This is a genomic window from Nocardia sp. NPDC050793, assembly GCF_040654065.1.
Taxonomy (GTDB): domain Bacteria; phylum Actinomycetota; class Actinomycetes; order Mycobacteriales; family Mycobacteriaceae; genus Nocardia.
This window is the reverse complement of sequence record NZ_JBFAHG010000001.1, coordinates 723,531-745,136: the sequence shown is the minus strand read 5'-3', so window position 1 is coordinate 745,136 and position 21,606 is coordinate 723,531. Positions and strand designations below refer to the sequence as shown.

Annotated in this window: 18 protein-coding genes; 12 read left to right on the top strand and 6 right to left on the bottom strand. The window is 67.7% G+C overall.

Features of this window, described 5'->3' with window-relative positions:
- The first annotated feature begins 102 nt into the window (after nucleotides 1–102).
- The 5 genes from AB0H50_RS03385 (at nucleotide 103) to AB0H50_RS03365 (ending at nucleotide 6,603) form a co-directional block, all read left to right on the top strand.
- A complete protein-coding gene (locus AB0H50_RS03385; protein ID WP_357446009.1) occupies nucleotides 103–2,553 on the top strand; it encodes a [protein-PII] uridylyltransferase in 2,451 nt (816 codons plus the stop codon).
- A gap of 128 nt (nucleotides 2,554–2,681) precedes the next feature.
- Nucleotides 2,682–2,999, top strand: coding sequence for a hypothetical protein (locus tag AB0H50_RS03380; RefSeq protein ID WP_245668712.1), 318 nt, complete (start codon nucleotides 2,682–2,684; stop codon nucleotides 2,997–2,999).
- Nucleotides 3,000–3,101: 102 nt separating this feature from the next.
- Entirely contained in the window at nucleotides 3,102–4,664 is a 1,563-nt protein-coding gene (gene ffh, locus AB0H50_RS03375) for a signal recognition particle protein (RefSeq protein WP_357446006.1), read from the top strand.
- Between the two features lie 78 nt (nucleotides 4,665–4,742).
- A complete protein-coding gene (locus AB0H50_RS03370) occupies nucleotides 4,743–5,837 on the top strand; it encodes an amidohydrolase family protein (RefSeq protein WP_357446003.1) in 1,095 nt (364 codons plus the stop codon).
- A gap of 211 nt (nucleotides 5,838–6,048) precedes the next feature.
- Nucleotides 6,049–6,603, top strand: a complete 555-nt coding sequence (locus AB0H50_RS03365; protein WP_357446000.1) for a dihydrofolate reductase family protein — start codon at nucleotides 6,049–6,051, stop codon at nucleotides 6,601–6,603.
- A 217-nt stretch (nucleotides 6,604–6,820) separates the two neighbouring features.
- Here AB0H50_RS03365 and AB0H50_RS03360 read toward each other — a convergent pair whose 3' ends face one another.
- Nucleotides 6,821–6,997 carry a hypothetical protein gene (locus AB0H50_RS03360; RefSeq protein WP_357445997.1) on the bottom strand — a complete coding sequence of 59 codons (177 nt, stop codon included), beginning with the start codon at nucleotides 6,995–6,997 and terminating at the stop codon, nucleotides 6,821–6,823.
- 287 nt (nucleotides 6,998–7,284) lie between these two features.
- Here AB0H50_RS03360 and rpsP point away from each other — a divergent pair, with 287 nt between their 5' ends.
- From rpsP to trmD, 4 genes are all read left to right on the top strand, one after another.
- Entirely contained in the window at nucleotides 7,285–7,716 is a 432-nt protein-coding gene (gene rpsP, locus AB0H50_RS03355) for a 30S ribosomal protein S16 (protein ID WP_357445994.1), read from the top strand.
- On the top strand, nucleotides 7,716–7,958 hold the full coding sequence (locus tag AB0H50_RS03350) for an RNA-binding protein (RefSeq protein WP_067782143.1): 243 nt from the start codon (nucleotides 7,716–7,718) through the stop codon (nucleotides 7,956–7,958). The genes rpsP and AB0H50_RS03350 overlap by 1 nt, the downstream gene beginning before the upstream one ends.
- Nucleotides 7,959–8,483, top strand: a complete 525-nt coding sequence (rimM, locus tag AB0H50_RS03345) for a ribosome maturation factor RimM (protein ID WP_357445991.1) — start codon at nucleotides 7,959–7,961, stop codon at nucleotides 8,481–8,483. It begins immediately after the preceding gene.
- Nucleotides 8,484–8,544: 61 nt separating this feature from the next.
- Nucleotides 8,545–9,228: a tRNA (guanosine(37)-N1)-methyltransferase TrmD gene (gene trmD, locus AB0H50_RS03340; protein ID WP_357445988.1), complete on the top strand. Its 684-nt coding sequence runs from the start codon at nucleotides 8,545–8,547 to the stop codon at nucleotides 9,226–9,228.
- 333 nt (nucleotides 9,229–9,561) lie between these two features.
- Here trmD and AB0H50_RS03335 read toward each other — a convergent pair whose 3' ends face one another.
- Nucleotides 9,562–9,969, bottom strand: a complete 408-nt coding sequence (locus AB0H50_RS03335) for a MarR family transcriptional regulator (RefSeq protein WP_357445985.1) — start codon at nucleotides 9,967–9,969, stop codon at nucleotides 9,562–9,564.
- A gap of 652 nt (nucleotides 9,970–10,621) precedes the next feature.
- Nucleotides 10,622–10,795, bottom strand: a complete 174-nt coding sequence (locus tag AB0H50_RS03330; protein ID WP_357445982.1) for a hypothetical protein — start codon at nucleotides 10,793–10,795, stop codon at nucleotides 10,622–10,624.
- A 458-nt stretch (nucleotides 10,796–11,253) separates the two neighbouring features.
- Between AB0H50_RS03330 and AB0H50_RS03325 the strand changes: the two genes are divergently transcribed.
- Complete coding sequence (locus AB0H50_RS03325; protein ID WP_357445979.1) at nucleotides 11,254–13,479, top strand: bifunctional SulP family inorganic anion transporter/carbonic anhydrase; 2,226 nt, start codon at nucleotides 11,254–11,256, stop codon at nucleotides 13,477–13,479.
- Between the two features lie 806 nt (nucleotides 13,480–14,285).
- Here the strand turns inward: AB0H50_RS03325 and AB0H50_RS03320 are convergent.
- The 3 genes from AB0H50_RS03320 to AB0H50_RS03310 all read right to left on the bottom strand — a co-directional run bounded on the left by AB0H50_RS03320 (nucleotide 14,286) and on the right by AB0H50_RS03310 (nucleotide 17,860).
- A complete protein-coding gene (locus AB0H50_RS03320) occupies nucleotides 14,286–15,557 on the bottom strand; it encodes a helix-turn-helix domain-containing protein (RefSeq protein WP_357447240.1) in 1,272 nt (423 codons plus the stop codon).
- Between the two features lie 958 nt (nucleotides 15,558–16,515).
- Nucleotides 16,516–16,884: a VOC family protein gene (locus AB0H50_RS03315; RefSeq protein WP_357445976.1), complete on the bottom strand. Its 369-nt coding sequence runs from the start codon at nucleotides 16,882–16,884 to the stop codon at nucleotides 16,516–16,518.
- Between the two features lie 115 nt (nucleotides 16,885–16,999).
- Nucleotides 17,000–17,860 carry a LuxR C-terminal-related transcriptional regulator gene (locus tag AB0H50_RS03310; protein WP_357445973.1) on the bottom strand — a complete coding sequence of 287 codons (861 nt, stop codon included), beginning with the start codon at nucleotides 17,858–17,860 and terminating at the stop codon, nucleotides 17,000–17,002.
- A gap of 87 nt (nucleotides 17,861–17,947) precedes the next feature.
- Here AB0H50_RS03310 and AB0H50_RS03305 point away from each other — a divergent pair, with 87 nt between their 5' ends.
- Both AB0H50_RS03305 and AB0H50_RS03300 read left to right on the top strand, forming a co-directional pair.
- Entirely contained in the window at nucleotides 17,948–19,591 is a 1,644-nt protein-coding gene (locus tag AB0H50_RS03305) for an AMP-binding protein (RefSeq protein WP_357445970.1), read from the top strand.
- The gene (locus tag AB0H50_RS03300; protein ID WP_357445967.1) at nucleotides 19,588–21,234 is read left to right on the top strand and encodes an AMP-binding protein; all 1,647 of its coding nucleotides are present in this window, start codon (nucleotides 19,588–19,590) and stop codon (nucleotides 21,232–21,234) included. Before AB0H50_RS03305 ends, AB0H50_RS03300 begins: the two co-directional genes overlap by 4 nt.
- Nucleotides 21,235–21,606: the final 372 nt, after the last annotated feature.

Sequence of the window (21,606 nt, the reverse complement as noted above, 5' to 3'; positions counted from 1 at the left end):
CCGTGAGCGGCGCGATGCGACACGGAACAAGCGAGCGGCGGCCCCGCTCCCACCGGAGACCCGGTAGGGGCGGGGCCGCACGCATTGAATGGGCGGTGGGTTGTGGGTAGCAGTAGCGGAAATGGCAAGCAGGGCAACGGCGAACGGGTCTCCAACGGAGCGGCCGATCTGGTCGCCGCGCGCAACCAACTCCTCGACGGCGGCATGCCGCGCAATCCGCGGTTGGATGCCGAGTCCCTGCGGTCGGCGCTGGTCGACCTCTTCGAACTGTGGCTGACCAGCAAGGGCGCCGAACTCGGCATCACCGCCGACAGCGGCCTCGCGGTGGTCGCGGTCGGCGGGCTCGGGCGCAGGGAGATGCTGCCCTACTCCGATCTGGATCTGGTGTTGTTGCACGACGACGTCGATCCGGCCAGGGTGGCCGAGGTCGCCGACCAGCTCTGGTATCCGCTCTGGGACGCCCACATCAAACTCGACCACAGCGTGCGGACCGTCCCCCAAGCGCTGCGGGTCGCCAACGACGATCTGATCGCGGCGCTCGGCATGCTCGAGGCGCGGCACATCGTCGGCGACGTGGAGTTGAGCAATCTGCTGATCGGCGGGGTGCGCCGGGAGTGGCGCACCGGAATCCGCAACCGTTTCGACGATCTGATCGCCCAGGCCCAGGCCCGCTGGCAGCGCAGCGGCGAGATCGCGCACCGCGCCGAGCCCGATCTGAAGAACGGCCGCGGCGGGCTGCGCGACATCCAACTGCTGGACGCGCTGGCCGTCGCCCAGCTGACCGATGCCATGCCGGGGCTCGGTCCTGATGTGCCCGGCGGCGGCGTGAAGCAGGCGCAGCGGCGCTTGCTCGATGTTCGCACCGAGCTGCACCGTGTCGCGGGACGATCGCGCGATCAGCTGCGCGCGCAGGACGCCGACGAGATCGGCGCCGCCCTGCGGATCGGCGATCGGTTCGATCTCGCTCGCACACTGAGCGATTCGGCGCGGACGGTGAGCTACTCCGTCGACGTCGGCCTGCGCACCGCCGCCAACGCGCTGCCGCGCCGCGGCCTCGCTCGACTGCGCCGCATGCCGGTGCGACGACCACTCGATGAGGGGGTGGTCGAACACGCGGGCGAGGTGGTGCTGGCCAGAGACGCGCGGCCGCAACGCGATCCGGGGCTCATCCTGCGAGTGGCGGCCGCATCGGCGCAGACCGGGCTGCCGATGTCGGCCACCACGCTGAACCGACTGTCCGAGGACGCGCCCGAGCTGCGCGAGCCGTGGCCGAAAGACGCGCTCAACGACCTGCTGGTGCTGCTCGGCGCCGGGCGCGGCACCATCGACGCGATCGAGGCGCTCGATCGCACCGGGCTGTGGGGCAGGCTGCTGCCGGAATGGGGCGCGGTGCGGGATCTGCCGCCGCGCGACGCGCTGCACACCTGGACCGTCGACCGTCATCTGATGGAGACCGTCGCCTACGCGAGCGCGCTGAGCACCCGGGTGGCCCGCCCCGACCTGCTCCTGCTGGGTGCGCTGCTGCACGACATCGGCAAGGGCCGCGCGGGCGATCACAGCGTGGTCGGCGCCGAGCTGGCCACCCACATCGGCCGCAGGCTCGGGCTGTGGCCCTCCGACGTGCGCACGCTCAGCGCCGTGGTGCGCCACCACCTGCTGCTCCCGGACACCGCGACCCGCCGCGACTTGGCGGACCCCGACACGGTGCAGCTCGTCGTCGACGCGCTCGACGGCGACGTACAGCTGCTGGAACTGCTGCACACGCTGGCCGAGGCCGATTCGCTGGCCACCGGCCCCGGCGTCTGGGGCGACTGGAAAGCCTCGCTCATCGGCGATCTGGTGCGCCGCTGCCGCACGGTGCTGGCTGGCTTCGAACTGCCGACCCCCGAGCCCATAGCGGCGGAGTTGCTGGCGAAGGCGGCGGCGGGCGGCGTTCACGTCGACCTGAAGCCGGGCGAGGGCAAGTACACCTACGTGGTCACGGTGATCGCGCCGGACACGCCCGGCCTGCTCTCCGACGCCGCGGGCGTGCTCGCGCTGCATTCGCTGCGGGTGCTCTCCGCCGCGCTCCGCGGCGAGGGCGCGTCGGCCGTCAACACCTTCGTGGTCTCGCCCAAGTTCGGCGACCCGCCGGACGCGGGTTTGCTGCGTCAGGAACTGATCAGGGCCATCGCCGGGGATCTCGATCTGCCCGCCCTGCTCGCCAAGCGCGAACGCGAGGCGAGCGGGGTTGGCCCGAGCCCGTACGCCCAGGCCCAGCCGCGGATGATCTGGTCGCCGACCTCGACGCCGGGCCAGGTGATCCTGGAGCTGCGCGCCGAGGACCGCGTCGGGCTGCTCAGCCGGTTGGCCGCGGCGTTCGCGGCCTGCGGCGCGAACGTGCGCTGGGCGAAGGTGGTCACTATGGGTTCGGCCGTGGTCGACGCGTTCTGCCTGGAGCTGGGCGACGATGCCGCGCAGCGCCGCGCCGCCATCGAGAAGGCGGTGCTGGACGTGGTGCCGCGACCCGCGCCGAAGACGCCCGACTCGGCGCTTCCCGACCGCGCTTCCTGACGGCGACGGCCCGTGCCTCGGCACGGACGGCGCCGTTGCGCGCGATTTGCTGGATCTTCGCTCCGTGGGCTGTGACGCACCCTACTATCAGAGCGTCTGGCTATCGCGAGCACGAGGGGAGCAGGTCGGTGGCAATTGAGGTTGTTTCGGCTTCGATGATGACGAGCGACGAGACCACGCACATGGCGCGGTGTGTCGGCGGAGATCGATGGGTCGTTTCCTGGTTGCCCGGCCGGACCTTGACCGGACGGCAGGCCGTGACCGCGATGACCATCGCCTCCACGGTGTCCACCACGCCCGACGCGCCCGAGGGCGCGGACTGGGCGATGCTCGACGATCTGGCGCTCGAGCTCGGGCTGACCGGCCGGGAGGCCGCGTACATGGTCCGGCTGGAGAACCACGACTACCGCAAGACTTCCAAACCACGCCGTCGCGCGCTCGAATAAATACCGCGCTCCGCTCGAAGGACGCACCGCCTGCACGAACACGTGGGCGATCCCATTACCCTGGGAGCAAGTTGACGTCACTCGAGATCAGGAGCGCGATCGGTGTTCGAATCCCTGTCCGACCGGCTTACCGGTGCCCTCAAGGATCTGCGTGGTAAGGGGCGTCTGTCACCGGCCGACATCGACGCCACCTGCCGCGAGATCCGCCTGGCGCTGCTCGAGGCCGACGTCGCGCTGCCCGTGGTGCGCGGTTTCATCGCCAAGATCAAGGAGCGCGCCAAGGGCGCCGAGGTCTCCGCGGCGCTGAATCCGGCCCAGCAGGTCGTCAAGATCGTCAACGAGGAACTGATCGGCATCCTCGGTGGCGAGACCAGACGGCTGACCCTGGCCAAGAACCCGCCGACGGTGATCATGCTCGCCGGTCTGCAGGGTTCCGGTAAGACCACGCTGGCGGGCAAGCTCGCGAAATGGCTGAAGGGACAAGGACATCAGCCGCTGCTGGTGGCCTGTGACCTGCAGCGCCCCGGCGCCGTCACCCAGTTGCAGGTGGTCGGCGAGCGTGCGGGCGCGCCGGTGTTCGCTCCGCATCCCGGCACCTCCGTCGGCGGCGGCGACAACCCGCTCGGCATCTCCGCGGCCGACCCGATCGAGATCGCGCGCGCCGGTGTCGATGAGGCGCGCACCAAGCAGTACGACGTGGTCATCGTCGACACCGCCGGTCGCCTCGGCATCGACGAGGAGCTGATGCGCCAGGCCGCGGGCATCCGCGATGCGGTGCAGCCGGACGAGACGCTGTTCGTGCTCGACGCCATGATCGGTCAGGACGCCGTCAACACGGCCGAGGCGTTCCGCGACGGCGTCGGGTTCACCGGCGTCGTGCTCACCAAGCTCGACGGCGACGCGCGCGGCGGCGCGGCCCTCTCGGTCCGCAACGTCACCGGTGAGCCGATCATGTTCGCCTCCAGCGGCGAGAAGCTGGAGGACTTCGACGTCTTCCACCCGGACCGCATGGCCAGCCGCATCCTCGGCATGGGCGACGTGCTCACCCTGATCGAGCAGGCCGAGCAGGTCTACGACGCGCAGCAGGCCGAGGATGCCGCGCGCAAGATCGGCAGCGGCGAGCTCACCCTCGAGGACTTCCTCGAGCAGATGCTGGCGATCCGCAAGATGGGCCCGATCGGGAACCTGCTCGGCATGCTGCCCGGCGCCGGTCAGATGAAGGACGTGCTCGCCCAGGTCGACGACAAGCAGCTGGACCGGGTGCAGGCCATCATTCGCGGCATGACCCCGGCCGAGCGGGACAACCCGAAGATCATCAACGCTTCTCGCCGCCTGCGCATCGCCAACGGCTCCGGCGTCGCGGTCTCCGAGGTCAACCAGCTCGTGGACCGCTTCTTCGAGGCCAAGAAGATGATGGCCATGATGGGCCGTCAGATGGGTCTGCCCGGCGCGCGGCGCGGCGGCGGCAAGAAGGGCAAGAAAGGCAAGAAGGGCGGACGCGGCCCGACTCAGCCGAAGATGCGCGGCGGTCTGCCGGGCATGCCGGGGATGCCGGCAATGCCCGCTGGCATGCCGGACCTGTCGAACATGCCCGCCGGGCTCAACGAATTGCCGCCCGGCCTAGAAGGTTTCGACATTTCCAAGCTCAAGTTCCCGAAGAAGTAGGCGCGCGCATCGCCTGTTGCACCGCTGCCACGGGCAACGGTGCGTTGAGTGCGGCCGAGGGCGTCGGAGGAGGTTGCTGTGCATCTACGCGGAGTGGTTCTGCCGGACGACGAGGTGCGCGATCTCTGGGTGCGCGACGGGCTGGTGTCCTTCGAACCGGTGCCCGGCGCCGAAACCCTGTGCGCCACAGGGTGGATCGTGCCCGGGCTGGTGGACGCGCACTGCCACGTCGGTATCCGCTACGGCGGCGGCCACGAGACCCGCGAGGGTGCGATCGCCCAGGCGGTGACCGAACGCGACGCCGGTGCGCTGCTGCTGCGCGACGCCGGATCGCCGATCGACACCCATTTCATCGACGAGCACGACGAGCTGCCGGAGATCATCAGGGCGGGCAGGCACATCGCGCGGCCCAAGCGCTACATCCGCGAGCTCGGCATCGAACTCGACGACGAACGGGACCTTCCGGAGATCGTGGCCGAGCAGGCGCGGTTCGGCGAGGGCTGGGTGAAGATCGTCGGCGACTGGATCGACCGCTCCGCCGGCGACCTGCGCCCGCTGTGGAGCGACGCCATCCTGAAGGAGGCCATCGACGCCGCGCACGCCAACGGCGCCAGGGTCACCGCGCACGTCTTCGGCGAGGACGCCCTGCCCGGCCTGATCAACGCGGGCATCGACTGCCTCGAACACGGCACCGGCCTCACCGACGAGACCATCGAGATGATGGTCGAACACGGCACCGCGCTGGTACCGACCCTGATCAACATCGACACCTTCCCGTCCATCGCCGACGGCGCGGGCAAATTCCCCGTCTACGCCGCACACATGCGCGACCTGCACAGACGCGTCCGCCGCACCGTCGCCGACGCGCACGACGCGGGCGTGCCCATCTACACCGGCACCGACGCGGGCGGCTCCATTCGGCACGGTCGCATCGCCGACGAGATCATCGCGCTCACCGGTGCGGGTCTGTCCGCGCACGACGCGCTCGGCGCCGCCTCCTGGAACGCACGTACCTGGCTCGATCGGCCCGGCATCGAGCACGGCGCCCCCGCCGATCTCGTCGTCTACCGGGAAGACCCCCGCGTCGCACCGGCGGCCCTCAGCGCTCCCGAATACGTCGTCCTGCGCGGCCGTGTCCACCGCTCGGCCACCCCCGTCACCGGCCACCGCTGACCATTTCCGGTCGCACCGCGTACCACCCCGCGTGCCGTTCCCACCGGGGAACGATCTCGAGCCACAGACCTTTCACACGCCTCACATAGGCACCGCCTGTGTGAGGCGTGTGAGAGGTCTGTGGGCGCACTCGTGCAGTCCGGCGCGATGAATTCGGCGTACTCGTCCCGTCGGTAATGAGGAAGGCGTTTCATACCAGGGAGGTCGGCCGATGCGGGATCTGGTGGTGACGGAGAACATCACGCTGGACGGGGTGATCGATGCGACGGAGGGCTGGTTCACCGTCGGCAACGACGCGGTGGACGACGAATCCGACATCCTCGCGGAGCTGATGACCCACACAGAGGCCTGTGACGCGGTGCTGCTCGGGCGCGTCACCTTCGAGGACATGCGCGGCTACTGGCCGCAACAGACCGATGACCGGACCGGCATCACCGACGACCTGAACCAGATGGCGAAATACGTGGTGTCGCGCTCGATGGACGACCCGGGATGGCAGAACTCCACGGTGCTGCGCGGCCTGGACGAGGTGCGCGCGCTGAAGGAGCGGCCGGGGAAGGACATTGTCTGCACCGGAAGCATCGCGCTGGCGCACCAGCTCATCGAGGCCGGGCTGGTCGACGAGTACCGGTTGTTCGTCTACCCGGTCGTGCTCGGCCGCGGGGCACGGCTGTTCGCCGAGGGTGCGCGGATTCCGGCGCTGCGATTGGTCGAGAGCAAGCCGTTCCGTTCCGGAGTGGTGCTGCTCCGCTACCGCCCCGCCTGATTCGCGGCGAATTCGCCTCCAGGGTCGACCGCGATCGACTACCGCCAGAACCATTTCTCCATCGACCGGAGTGAAATTCCGGTATCGGGTCCCGTCGGACGGCCGGTACACGGGGAGGCCTGCGGATGTCTCCAGTACGGAAGGTGCCCGTCAGACGGACTACAAGGTGACCTTCGATCGAGGACGTTCGAGGGCGTGAACAGCGGCCCGCCACGAATCAATTCAGGATCGCGCTGACCGCCGCTCCGATGCCGCGCAGTCCAGCGCCGAAGAGGCGGAACAGCAGCGGCGCGGCCTCGATCGCCGCTTCGCCCGCGATGTCGCCGCCGACCTCGTGCGCGGCCTCCCGCCGGAGACTGCTGCGCTTGGTGTTGCGTCGTCGGAAGATCCCCATGACCGGTTATTGCGGCGCGGGCACGAAACGTTGCGCTCGGGCCGGAGAAATCCGCCGGTGGGGTCGACCAGATGCGATACCTCGCCCAGGTGACCGACGTCGTGAGGCGATTTCGGGCGGGACGGTCCGGTCTGGCAGAATGGACCACCGTCCTTCCGGACAGTGTCAGCCCGTCTCCGGTTACGTACCGCGCGGCGGTCACACACTTCAAGCGCAAAACCGGGCTCGCAGACCGTGCGGGTCGCTGAATTGCGCCGTGACCAACTACCTGAAAGAGGCAGATCAGCATGGCTGTTCGCATCAAGCTCACCCGCATGGGCAAGATCCGCAACCCGCAGTACCGCGTCGTCGTCGCGGACGCCCGCACCCGTCGTGACGGCCGGGCAATCGAGTCCATCGGCAAGTACCACCCGAAGGAAGAGCCGTCGCTGATCGAGATCGACTCGGAGCGCGTGCAGTACTGGCTGGGTGTCGGCGCGCAGCCGACCGAGCCGGTGCAGCGCCTCCTGGAGATCACCGGTGACTGGCAGAAGTTCAAGGGCCTGCCGGGCGCCGAGGGCACGCTGAAGGTGAAGCCGGCCAAGCCGTCCAAGCTGGACCTGTTCAACGCCGCGCTGGCCGCCGCCGAGAACGAGCCGGTCGCCGAGGCCGTCACCCCGAAGAAGAAGGCCAAGAAGGAAGAGGCCGAGGGTGTGGCCGCTACCGAGGCTGCGGAGTAATGAGTGCGGTTGTGGCCGATGCCGTCGAGCACTTGGTGCGCGGCATCGTCGCCAATCCCGATGACGTCCGCGTCGAGCTGATCACCGGCCGCCGCGGGCGCACCGTCGAGGTGCACGTCCACCCCGAGGACCTGGGCAAGGTGATCGGCCGCGGCGGACGCACCGCGACCGCGCTGCGCACCCTCGTCGCGGGCATCGGCGGCCGTGGCATCCGGGTCGACGTGGTCGACACCGATCAGTAGATGGAACTCGTCGTAGGGCGGGTCGCCAAGTCGCACGGTGTGCGCGGCGAACTCGTCGTCGAGATCCGCACCGACGAACCGGACGAGCGTTTCGCGGCGGGCACCACCCTGCGTGGCCGCCTGCCGCGCTCGACGGAGGTTCGCGACTTCACCGTGGAGTCGGCCCGTGAGCACTCGGGTCGGCTCCTCGTGTTTCTCGCCGGGATCACCGACCGCACCGCCGCCGACGCGCTGCGCGGCACGCTGTTCGTCGTGAACAGCGAGGACCTGCCGCCCTCGGACGATCCGGACGAGTACTACGACCACGAGCTCGAGGGACTCACCGTCCAGCTCACCGACGGCGCCGTCGTCGGAACGGTCACCGAGGTGCTGCATTCGGCTGCGGGAGAACTGCTTTCGGTGCGCGCCGCCGACGACGGGCGGGAGATCCTGATCCCGTTCGTCACCGCGATCGTGCCGACGGTGTCGGTTGCCGACGGGCTGGTGGTCATCGATCCGCCCGAGGGCCTGCTCGATCCCGAGTGATGGGCATGCCACGCGCTGTCGCGGCCGGGCGCGGACTACTCGGTGGAACGAAGGGGCTGGGATGAGGCTCGACGTCGTCACGATCTTTCCGGAGTACTTGGAGCCGCTGCGGACGGCGCTGCTCGGTAAGGCCATCGACAAGGGATTGATCTCCGTCGACGTGCACGACCTACGGCGCTGGACCCACGACGTGCACAAGTCGGTCGACGACGCGCCGTACGGCGGCGGCCCCGGCATGGTCATGAAGCCGACCGTGTGGGGCGACGCGCTGGACGAGGTGTGTCCCGACGACGCGCTGCTCGTGGTGCCCACGCCGGCGGGCGTGCCGTTCACCCAGGCCACCGCGCAGCGCTGGGCCACCGAGAAGCACCTGGTCTTCGCCTGCGGCCGCTACGAGGGCATCGACCAGCGCGTGTTCGATGACGCCGCGCGCCGGGTGCGCGTCGAAGAGGTGAGCATCGGCGACTACGTCCTCATCGGCGGTGAGGCCGCGGTGCTGGTGATGACCGAGGCCGTGGTGCGGCTGCTGCCCGGCGTGCTGGGCAATCAGCAATCCCACCAAGAGGATTCGTTTTCCGACGGTCTGCTGGAAGGGCCTTCCTACACCCGTCCCGTCAGCTGGCGCGGTCTGGACGTGCCGCCGATCCTGCTCTCCGGCGACCACGCGAAGGTCGCCGCCTGGCGCCGCGAACAGTCCCTCGACCGCACCCGCGAGCGCCGCCCGGACCTGCTGCCACCGGACTGAGGTGTGTTGCGACGGCTGCGTCACATTGTGGTTCGCGCGGACGATCGTCTGCGACATGCCGCGAGCAGTCCGGCTCCACGCCGCCAACCCGGTCCGGGCATGGCGCAACCAATGCCGAATTGCGTCCGGCAGAAGGGTTTTTGTGGGTGTCAGCGGCTAGATTCTGTCTCTCAATGACCTGAGCCACTCGACGACCAGGGCCAGGACGACGGCCCGAACACCTCCGGCGGATCCCGCCACGGCGAAATCACCAGCCTCGCCACAGCGGACATGATGCACCATCGGCTCACCCCGAGCGGACTACTCAGGCGCGACTGGGAGACAGAACCTTGATCACCCGTAGGCAATTCTCTCCAGCAGATCCAGCGCTGCGTCCACCTTGTGCAGTTCGCCGGACGGCAAGTTCTCCGACAAGATCTGCGCGAGAGCGTCGTTCAGCGGTGCCTGCTGCCCGCGCACCCAGGCCCGGCCTTCGTCGGTGAGCATCAGGTTCACGCGGCGTCCGTCGATCGGGTCGCGCAAGCCGACGATCAGGCCCTGATCTCGTAACCCGTCGACGATGTTGCGCATCGTCTGCGGGCGCAACATCTCCAGGCGAGCCAGATCGACGGCGGCCATGGCTCCGCTTCGATGCAGGCGTCCCAGCACCGCCCATTGCGTCGCGGACAATTGACGCTCGTCGGGATCCCTCCGGGCGCGGCGCAAAATCACGGTCAGCGCAATGCGCAGGCGCGCGGCCATGGCCGATAGTGCTGTGGCGTCTGGGGTGTCAACGCTCACGTACAACTCCTACTTACCTGCTCAGGAACGATCCAAAGGTGGCGATGGCCGCGGAAAACCACTGGCCAGCCCAACCTTTGCGTAAATAATGACGGAATTGTCGAAATTCTTATTTCGATGGGCGAGTCGTACAGCTTGGAATTCTATTTCCAACTGCGCCTTTATAGCGAATCCGCCTGCTGGTCGGATTCGCATCGAGCGAGTTCCCCGACTGCCGTCGGGAATCCGCTGGCGTCTGCCGTGCGGACCCCGACGCCGCCGGGTGCTGGGGCATCGCCGAGAGCCGACGGGGCCGCCGCAGGCCGCAGCCTGATCCCGCGCTCGGTGATCGCGCAGGCGCCCGGGGCGCCGGAGGTGGTCGCTGTGCACGAACACGGCCAACGTCCGGGCTGTTCGCCTGATCCCGGCGCTGACCCGGCTCTGCGGCACCCGCCCCGGGTGGGGGTACCGCACGCACGCAAGTCCCTCCGATGCCCCGCCCGGAGCCGCTCAATCAACTCCAGGTCGACCTCGGTGCGCAGGCTATGGGCGGTGACGACTCCGAACTGGAAGCGCGGAGTCGTGCGCACCATGAACGGTGTCGCCACCGCCGTATGCACCTCGGTCTAGCCGGTTACAGGCAGAAGCTCAGCTCGATAGGGCCCACCGGGATGGGGACGCACACTTCCACCGAGCCCGAGACGGGGGTGGCTGCGGATGCGTCCGCTGAGGCCGTGCCGACACTGAGCGCGGTGGCCGACAGCGCGAATGCGACGACGGCGAGCGGACGGATAATTCTCGAGTTCATACAGTCATCCTCAGTCGTGTTATGTGAAAGGCCCCGGGCCCGAGACGGCCCAATCAGATCACAGCGCCGGGGATCACTGCACGTCCCTTTCGATAATTCGGATTCCAATATCAATTATTTGCGAAACTATCGTGAACAATCACACTAACCCGTGTCGTGAATGCACACGATGATTCTGTCGATTGATTGTGGTCTTTCGTCATCGACATCGAAGCCTGTGCCACTCCAGCTTGTGACGCCGAGGAAGACGCTGCCGTTCGGAATAGTGTCGGTCACAAACATCTGTTTGGCCCGTTTTTCCCTGCGCTGTTACCTGTACTTTGATCTTGGAAAACTCCCTACGTCTGAGAGCCTGCCGGATACCGATATCTCGGACTGCTTGTCCCGCAAGTGCTTTCGATGCCTGGAGACCATGTTCGACCGACCGGTCCGGCTCACCGGCCTGGTGAAGGAGAAATATGTCCACCGACACCGATACGACGCCTGGATCGGACGCCCCACCGGGGAGGCCATGGTCCGATTGGCTTTCGTCGATCTCCCGAAATGATCTGCCCGCCTCGATCGTGGTGTTCCTCGTCGCCCTGCCGTTATCGCTGGGCATTGCCATCGCCTCCGACGCCCCTATCGCCGCCGGCCTGGTCGCGGCCGCCGTGGGTGGAATCGTCGTCGGCTTCGTCGGTGGAAGCCCACTGCAGGTCAGCGGGCCAGCCGCCGGCCTCACCGTGGTCGTCGCCGAGACCATCCACCAGTTCGGCTGGAAGACAACGTGTTTCATCACCGTCGCGGCGGGCCTGTTGCAGATCGTGTTCGGATTGAGCCGGATCGCGGGCGCCGCGCTGGCAATAGCGCCGGTCGTCGTGCATGCCATGCTCGCCGGTATCGGTGTCACCATCGCGCTGCAGCAGGTGCACGTGCTGCTGGGCGGCTCGTCGCGCAGCTCGGGCTTCGAGAACATCACCGAACTACCCGGTCAGCTGCTGAACCTGCACGGTGACGACTTCGTCATCGGCCTGATCGTCATCGGCATCATCGTCGCCTGGCGCTGGGTACCCGGGAACGTGCGTCTGATCCCAGGCCCGTTGGTCGCGGTGCTGGTGGGTACGGTGCTGTCGCTGGTCCTGCCCGGCAATCCGGAGCTGGAGCGCATCAAGATCGACGGCTCGCTGTTCGACGCGATCGGACTGCCCAGCCTGCCCAGCGACAACTGGGGCGGGATGGTGTTGGCGGTGCTTACCATCGCCCTGATCGCCAGCGTGGAGAGCCTGCTGTCGGCGGTGGCCGTGGACAAGCTGCATACCGGCAAGCGCACCGACTTCGACCGCGAGCTGGTGGCTCAGGGCGCGGCCAACATGACCTCCGGCATTCTCGGCGGCCTCCCGGTCACGGGCGTGATCGTGCGCAGCTCCACCAACGTGGCCGCTGGTGCGCGCACCCGGGCCTCGGCGATTCTGCACGGCGTGTGGATCCTGGTGTTCTCCATCGCGCTCGTCGGCGTCGTGCAACAGGTCCCGAAGTCGGCACTGGCCGGGTTGCTCATCGTGGTGGGCGTCCAGCTGGTGAAACTGGCCCACGTCCGGCTCGCCCATCGCACCGGCGACCTGGCGGTATACGCGGTGACCATGGTCAGCGTGGTGTTCCTGAACCTGCTCGAGGGCGTGCTGATCGGCCTGGCGCTGGCGTTCACGATGCTGATGTGGCGGGTGGTGCAGGTGTCGGTACAGGCCGCGCCGGTGACGGGCACCGACCGCTGGATCGTGAGCGTCGACGGTACGTGCACGTTCCTGGCGCTGCCGAAGCTGACCAAGAAACTGGCCAAGGTGCCGACCGGTGCCGACGTACTGGTCGAGCTGACCGTCGACTTCCTCGACCACGCTGCGTACGAGGCCGTTCACGACTGGGCGCGCCAGCACGAAAGCGGCGGCGGTAACGTGCAATTCGTCGAGATCGGTACAGCGCGCATGGAACACGCCATGACCCGACCGCCCCGGCGCGGCCGGGCGCGCGGCATGCTCGACGAGGTACTCGGCCCTTGGCGCGAGCGCAACGGCGACGCGGTCACAGCCGGTGTGGCCGCCTACCACCGCAGCTACGCCCACGTGATGCGGCCGCACCTGGACGAGCTGCGTGACCGGCAGGATCCGCACTCGCTGTTCCTCACCTGTGCCGACTCGCGCATCGTGCCCAACGTGATCACCAACAGTGGCCCCGGTGACCTGTTCACCGTCCGCAACGTCGGCAACCTGTTCCCCACGCACGGCTCGGATGCATCGGTCGAGGCGGCCCTGTCCTTCGCAGTAGACAACCTGAAGGTGCACAACGTGGCGGTGTGCGGCCACTCCTCCTGCGGTGCCATGAAGGCCCTGCTCGCCGACACCTCCGCCGGACCGGGACTGGACACCTGGCTCGTCCACGCCCGTCCCAGCCTGGAGGCCTATCTTGCCGGGCACCCGGTGCGGGCGGCTGCGGCGGCCGCAGGCTACGACGAAACCGCACAGCTGAGCATGGTCAACGTCGCCGTGCAGCTCGAGACCCTGCAACGCCACCCGGTGATCCGCCAGGCCGTGGCCCACCGCGGCCTGACAGTGTCGGGCCTGTTCTTCGACATCTCCACGGCGTGCGTGCTCGAGGTCGCCGCCGAGGGCATCAGCGAAATCACCGACCAGGTCGCCACCCGGGCATCGTGACCGGTTGTGTGCGAGTTCGCCAGTTCGCCAAGTGAACTCGCACACAGTGCCGGTGGCGACACCATCCGGCCCACACGTCGGTCGCCAGATTCCGGTCTGAAACACGAGATGCATTCAGCGACTGGTTCTTTCGGGTATCGATTGGCGTCGAGGCCAGGGCATATGCCAGTTCGGCAAGGCCGCGATCGACGCCGATCGCGGCAAGAGTGGTTCGACCGGCGCTGGACCGACATGTTCACCGGCCCAGTCGCGCATCGCCTGACAGGCCAATTCGGGACTCCCGGACGAGCTCAGGGCCATCGTCGCTCTCTCGGCGAGCTCGACGTCCTCGGCCACGTCCGGCGCGGTGAAGCCGCATCAGATCGACAGCTGGATTTTCACCGATCCACTGTTCGTGGAGCAAATGGTGGATGTCGTTGGCTTGTCCCACACTCCGCGCGAGTGGGTGGTGATGCTATGTGTGGACCAAGCCACGAGCTGGGGCACCGCACTAGTTCGTCGCGCCAGGCGAACGAATCCCGGAGTGGGCAGCGCTGAACATACCTCGGTATCTGCGCCTGCGGAATCAGCGGGCTTGCTGACCAGTTCATCAGCGTCAGATTGCCGAGAGGCCTAGGTCTTTCCCGCGTCGAACTACATGGCAGTGGTCGTTGGTTGACAGCCCGACGTGCACGCAGCAGTGGGCGCGGGGTTTTCACGATCGATTCCGTCGCCACTGTCGACACTGTGGTTGCAGCGGAATGAGTTTGGTCCAGAAGTCGTGGCGCACTGCGTCCCACAACCGCACCCGCTCGACCGCACTCCGCTTATCTGCGGTAAGTGTGGGCAACCAATGCCGAACGCAGGTGCCACAGCCCGCTCGCCTGCGTGGGGTCGAAACCTGTGAGCTGACCGATACGCTTGAGCCGGTAGTCCACGGTGTTGGTGTGTACGTGCAGTTGCCGCGCAGTGCGCTGGCGGTTCAGATTGTGCGCGATATGGACCTGCAGGGTCTCCAGCAGTTCCGGATGCTCGTCCAGTGGATCGAGCAGCGACCCGAGATATTCGCGGGCAGGCCCGGGTCGGGTGAGCTGGTATTCCAAGGCCAGATCGTCGAAGTAATACAGGCCCGGCACCGACCGCAACCGGGTGACCATGTCGAGTAGTTGGTGGGCTTGATCGGCAGCGGTGGGCACGGTGTCGGTGGCGGCGGTGACTACCGCGGCGGTGATGGGCACGCGGGCCGCCCGCGACAGATGCCCGATCAGTTCCTTCAGGGTGCCCTCGGTGACGTGATCAGCGGGGATGAGCAGGGTGCCGCCGTCGATCGACAGCAGCGACAGCACGGCGTCGTCGCAGCGGGTGGCCAGTTCCGCCTGCACGCGCCGGAGTTTGCGGCGGGCAACGACTTTCGCGTCAAGCATGGGGTTTGACTCGTCCGGGTGGGACGGAATGGCGAGGGCTATTACGCGATAGCGGTCGGAGATGTCGATGCCACACTCGCGGGCCATGGTGGAGGTGGGGTGGCCCCCGAGCAGCGCCGAGGTGAGCGTGTGCACCGCGGTGTGGTGCTCCGACACGACCGCGCGCAGTTCGCGCACATAAGCCACCGAGACCGCCGTGGTCATGGTGTCGAGCATTTCGACGACGAGTTTGGCGCCGTCGAGGATACTTTGGTAGTCGGCCATGCTGGGGGCGAGCATCGGCTCGGTGTCGGCCGAGCCGGAGGCACGCTGCTGGACCAAGGCGGGGGACACCACCAGGTCGAAGCCGATCTTGAAGCCCTCATGGATAGCGTGATGAATGGTACCAATAGGCACGCCTTCGCGAGCCCATTGGGCCGCAGCGTCCTCGAGCTGTTCGGTCTTCTCCGGAATGTTGCTGCCGTCCAGCATGCTGACTGCCAGTTCCAAGCACACGCGGGTGATGATGGTGATGTCGCCGTGGATCGCGTCACCGGGTAAGGTGCCGCAGGGGGCGACGGTTTCGACGAAATGCCCGACCATCTGACGTGACAAGGCCCGCACGTCTTTCAACGGCAACGACATGGGCCTGCCGGATACAGTGAGTCCTTGCCGGTGGGGAGCGGTGACAGACATAGTCGAACTTCCTTCCATCCCCGTTAACTGCGCTATTGCACCAGAGTAACCAGAACAAGATTCCTGAGGACGGCTTACTCCGAGTAACATGAAATATCGGGAGGAGCCGTCAGCAAGCGATAGTGATAGTTCACAATGGCGGTCGGCTGAACTGCGACTGATGTGCCGAGATGCCGGAGAGCAGCGGAACACGACCAGGGGAAATCGCGAAAAGAGCGCAACCGGGATATCGACGGCGAGGATCCACACCTTTCGGCGTGCGCATCCGGTCCGTCTCGGCAGCAGGTACGGCGCGGGCTGCGCCGTGCGGACTCGGCCGACCATGCGATCAACGGAAGGTTCGTTTCTCTAACCAAGGATCATCTGGTCTGCTGCTTTCGTCTGGTCATCGATACAGGTATTTCACCTAGCCGGTTTCGCCTCCGCCGGATTCTCGAAGCGGGAAGTGCTCCGGTCCGAAACCCGCTCAGGTGATTTTATTTGCGCCTCATTCCTGGTGTCGAGCTGTGGTGGCCAAAACAATGAATCGGGGCGGCTCAAAGTAATGCACGAATCCGCCCCATTCTTCCGGCGCCTCGCCGCCAGGATCCTCGACCTTGCGTTCTGCCTGCTACTCACGTTTGTCGTTGCGATACCGGTCGAGATTCTGCTGGTCCCGGTCATCTTGATGACGAGCGAAGCCTACGAAGGGGTGGTCTGGGGGCCTTGTCCGGTACGAGACCCGCCATTCACTCCAGGACCAGCATGTTTCGTCGACGGAGCGCGTGTGCATAGTGGTCGGCTGTTGGCGAAGTTGCGGCCGACCCGTCCCTCGGATCTCGGACGGTGTGGTTCAGGGAACGGCGGTGAACAGTCGTAGCTGTGGCCGTCGGGGTCGCGAACGTAGACACCGCGCCCGCCGGCCAGGTGGTTGATCTGCGTCGCCAATACACGCTTCGAAATCTAGTGGGAAACACAACTAGTCGGGCAACTGCGCCGTCGTGATGCAGAACGGATGACCAGCGGGGTCGAGCAACACCCTCCACCGGTCGCCGGGCTGGGTCGGTGCCTGCACCGCGCCGAGGGCGAGGGCGCGCTGCTCGCACGCGTCGAGGTCGTCGTCGGCCGACAGGTCCAAGTGCACGATCGCGCTGCCCGGCCATACCGGCGGCTCGTAGTCGGCGATTCGCTGCGCGATGACCGCGAGACCGGACGGAATGCGGATCGCCGCGCTGCGGTCTTTGCTCCACAGCATGTGTCCGCCGAGCAGATCGAGGTAGAACCGCGCGAGCGCATCGGGGTCGGCGCAGTCCAGGGACAATCCCGCGATACGGAAAGGCTCTGTCACGCAAGGGAGTGTAGGGCCGACCACATCTCCGCGGCGACGCGGGAGGTCATCGAGGCGCTCCGCATTCCGTTGGCGGCCGGGCGAATTCGTCCAGTCGACCCGAAATGCCCGGCGATCAGGGAAGCAGGCCGAGGCGGCGGGCGGTCACCACGGCTTCGTGGCGGGTGCGCGCGTCGAGTTTCGTCATGGCGTTGCGCAGGTAGCTCTTCACCGTTTCCGTGCCGAGCGAAAGACGATGCGCCGCTTCCTGATTGGTGCAGCCGAGTGCGATCTCGGCCAGCACGTCCAGCTCCCGGCGGGACAGGCGCGGAGCGTCGGCGACGGGTTCGCCGGTGAGGGCCCGGCCGAGCCGGTCGCAGATTCCGTGCAGTCGCGCCCGCATTCGCTCGTCGCCTGCCGTGCGGGCCAAGCCGCGCAGTTCCGCGCCGATGTCGCGCAGTTCCTCGGCCATGGCGGGCGCGGTGTCCGGCGTCGGGGCCGACATCTCCAGCAGCCGCAGCCGCCGATCCACCTCGTCGCGGATCGCGATCTCGGTGGCCAGGCGCTTGCCCGCCTGCACCACCAGGTCGGCGGCGCGATCGCCGAGCGGGCTCACCCCGCGGGTCGCGGCGTAGAGCACCGCGCGCGAGCGGTCGTCCACGATCACCGGCACCGCCAGCACCGCGCGGATTCCCTCGCCCGAGACCGGCGCGTCGTAATGGTGGGTGATGGAGGCGGCGCTACGGTAGTCCGCCACCGACGCTGGTCTGCGCATATCCATCACCCGGCCGCCGAGGCCGGACTTGCGGAGCACGGTCAGTCCGCGCAGCCCGTTGGTCATCGTCCCGACGAACTCGGTGAGCAGCAGCGCGTCCTCGTGCACCTCGCCGCCGAAGACGACCGGCACGCCCGCCTGTTGCGCCACCCAGCGGATCTCGGCGCGCAGCGCGTCCGCGTCGCGGGGGCGCAGCAGGGGACTGGTGGTCAAACGACTCACCCCTTTTCGGGGGTAGTGACGAACGTGATGTGACCCACATCCTATTGGACACGAGGGTGGCGTGGATCACCGATGAGGAGAGGCGAGATGAGCACGGACCTGGAATCGCGGGTGCGCGAACTGCTGGAGTGTTACGACGGACCGGAGGTGTGCGCGGCGGAACTGCTGTGCGACCGGCATCCCGCGGACCGGGTCGCGTTCACGATGGTCGAGGCGGATCTGCGCGCCACCGACCTCACCTACGGCGAACTGCGCGAGCGTTCGGCGCGGTTCGCCGCTGCGCTGGCCGGTCTCGGCGTCGGCCGGGGCGATCGGGTGGCCACCCTGATGGGCAAGTCGGCGGATCTGATCGTGGCGCTGCTCGGTATCTGGCGTCGCGGCGCGGTGCACGTGCCGCTGTTCACCGCGTTCGCGCCGCCCGCCATCGCCTTCCGCTTGGCGGCCAGCCGGGCCGCGCTCGTCGTCGCGGACGCCGACCAGGCCGCGAAGCTCGCACCCGGCGACGACATTCCGGCCGACGCGCCGTGGCGGCTGATCGTCGCGGGCGCGCCCGCGGACGTCGGTCCGGACACGCTGCGCTTCGCCGACCTGCTCGACGCGTACGCTGCCGACGACCCGCGCGCGGCCGCGGTCCCGGTCGGCGGTGACGGACTGCTGGTCCAGTTGTTCACCAGCGGCACCACCGGGACGCCGAAGGGCGTGCCGATCCCGGTGCGCGCGCTGGCCTCCTTCCACGCGTATCAGGAGTTCGCGCTGGACGTCCGCCCCGACGACGTCTACTGGAACGCCGCCGATCCCGGCTGGGCGTACGGGCTGTACTACGCGATCCTGAGCCCGCTCGCTTCGGGAACCCGCAGCCTGTTGCTGCACGCCGGGTTCTCCGCACCGCTCACCTGGCGGGTGCTCGAGCGGTTCGGGGTCACCAATTTCGCCGCGGCGCCCACCGTGTACCGGGCGCTGCGCGCCGACGACACTTCGCCGCCACCGGGTTTCGCGCTGCGCCGCGCCTCCTCCGCGGGCGAACCGCTCACCCCAGAGGTCGTCGCCTGGTCGGCGAGGAACCTGGGCGTCGCCGTCCGCGACCACTACGGACAGACCGAGCACGGCATGGTCATCTGCAACGCGTGGCACGACGAGGTCGGCGCCGCGGCCCCGCTCGGGTCGATGGGCAGGCAGCTGCCCGGCTGGACCTGCGCCGTGCTCGCCGATGACGCCGACCACGAGGCGGCGCCGGGCGAACTCGGCCGGGTCGCGATCGACACCGAGCGCAGTCCGCTGCTGTGGTTCCTCGGTTATCTCGACGCCCCCGAGCGCACCGCCCAGCGCTACACCGCCGACGGTCGCTGGTACCTCACCGGCGACGCCGGATCCCGCGACGCGGACGGCTTCTTCCACTTCTCCGCCCGCGACGACGACGTGATCATCATGGCGGGCTACCGCATCGGCCCGTTCGAGGTGGAGAGCGTGCTGGTGCTGCACGAGCAGGTGGCGGAGGCCGCGGTGGTGGGTCTGCCGGACGAGCTGCGGGGCGAAGTGCTCGAAGCATTCGTGGTGTTGCGCAGCGGATCCTCGGGCAGCGCCGAGCTGGCCGCCGAGCTACAGCAATTGGTCAAGGAGAAGTTCGCCGCGCACGCCTATCCGCGCCGGGTGCATTTCGTGACGAGCTTGCCCAAGACGCCCAGCGGCAAGGTGCAGCGTTTCGTGCTGCGGCAGCAGGGAGGCGCGCGATGACCACCGCATGGCCCAGCTACGCATCGGGCACCTCGGACGCGCCGCTGCTGGGCGACACCATCGGCGCCAACTTGGACCGCACGGCGGCGGCGCACCCGGATCGGGAAGCGTTGGTGGACTTGCCGACCGGACGCCGATGGACCTATCGCGAGCTGGTCGCCGCCGTCGACGCGCTCGCGTCCGGTCTCGCCGCCGGTGGACTCGGCAAGGGCGATCGCGTCGGCATCTGGGCGCCGAACTGCGCGGAGTGGTTCCTCGTCCAGTACGCCACCGCCAAACTGGGCGCGATCCTGGTCAACATCAATCCGGCCTACCGCACCAGTGAACTCGGGTATGTGCTGCGCCAGGCCGGGGTTCGGGTGCTGATCGCCGCGCCGGAGTTCAAGACGTCGAACTACGTCGCGATGATCGAGGAGGTGCGGCCCGAATGCCCCGGCCTCGAGCAGGTTTTGATCCTCGGTGATTCGATGTGGGTCGCGGCGGCCGACGCGCCGATCGACGCGGAGCGGCTGGCCGCGATCGCGTCGACGCTTTCCGCCGACGATCCAATCAACATCCAGTACACCTCGGGCACAACGGGTTTCCCGAAGGGCGCGACACTCAGCCACCACAACATCCTGAACAACGGTTATTTCGTCGGTGAGCTGTGCGGATACACGGAGCAGGACCGGATCTGCGTGCCGGTGCCCTTCTATCACTGCTTCGGCATGGTGATGGGCAATCTGGCCGCCACCAGCCATGGTGCGGCGGTGGTGATTCCGGCGCCGTCGTTCGATCCGTCCGCCACGCTCACCGCGGTCGCGCAAGAGCGGTGCACGTCCCTCTACGGCGTGCCGACGATGTTCATCGCCGTGCTGGCCGAGCTCGAGTCGGTGCTCGAAAAGACCGGAGCGACACCGGATCTGTCCAGCCTGCGCACCGGCATCATGGCGGGCTCGCCGTGTCCGGTCGAGGTGATGAAACGGGTCATCGATCGGCTCGGCATGCACGAGGTGTGCATCTGTTACGGCATGACGGAGACGTCGCCGGTGTCCACCCAGACCCGACGTGACGACGACCTGGACCGCAGGACCGCGACCGTCGGCCGCGTCGGCCCGCACCTGGAGGTCAAGATCGTCGATCCGGCGACGGGTCTGACGGTTCCGCGCGGCGAGCCCGGCGAACTGTGCACCCGCGGCTACTCGGTGATGCTCGGCTACTGGGACCAGCCGGACAAGACCGCCGAAGCGATCGACGCGGCCCGCTGGATGCACACCGGCGACATCGGCGTCATGGACGCCGACGGCTACCTCGCCGTGACCGGACGGATCAAGGACATGGTCATTCGCGGCGGTGAGAACATCTACCCCCGCGAGATCGAGGAGTTCCTCTACACCCACCCCGACATCCTGGACGCCCAGGTGATCGGCGTCCCCGACGAGAAGTACGGCGAGGAGCTGATGGCCTGGATTCGCATGCGCGAGGGCGCAACTCCGCTCGACGCCGCAACCCTGCGCGCCTTCTGCACCGGCAAACTCGCCCACTTCAAAATCCCCCGCTACGTCCATATCGTCGACGAATTCCCGATGACGGTGACAGGCAAGATCCGCAAAGCCGAAATGCGCGAACTGGCAAAGGAGCTCCTAGGCCACACCACGGAATAACCACCGCGACGGCCTATCCCGCGAGGACAAGGGCTCGTCGGGTACCCGAACCCGCACGAGCCCTGCCCTCGAGCCCGAGGTATACCAACGCGACAACTGATCCTGCACAATCCGCGCAACTCACCGGCCACGCCTACCCGATCAAGCCCAACCTGCGTCATACCAACGCAACAACTGATTTCGCACGGCCCGGGTAACTCACCGGGTACGCCCAGAACTCGTCCCGTCCCCAACCGCCGGTCCGGTACGAATCTCCCGAGGCACTCACGACCGGCCTGAAACGCGGAGAGGCGGACCGGCGAGCTAGGGTTGCTGGTCGTGACGACAGCGCCCGAGATCGCAAGTCCAGATCCGAACAGCACCGACACGACC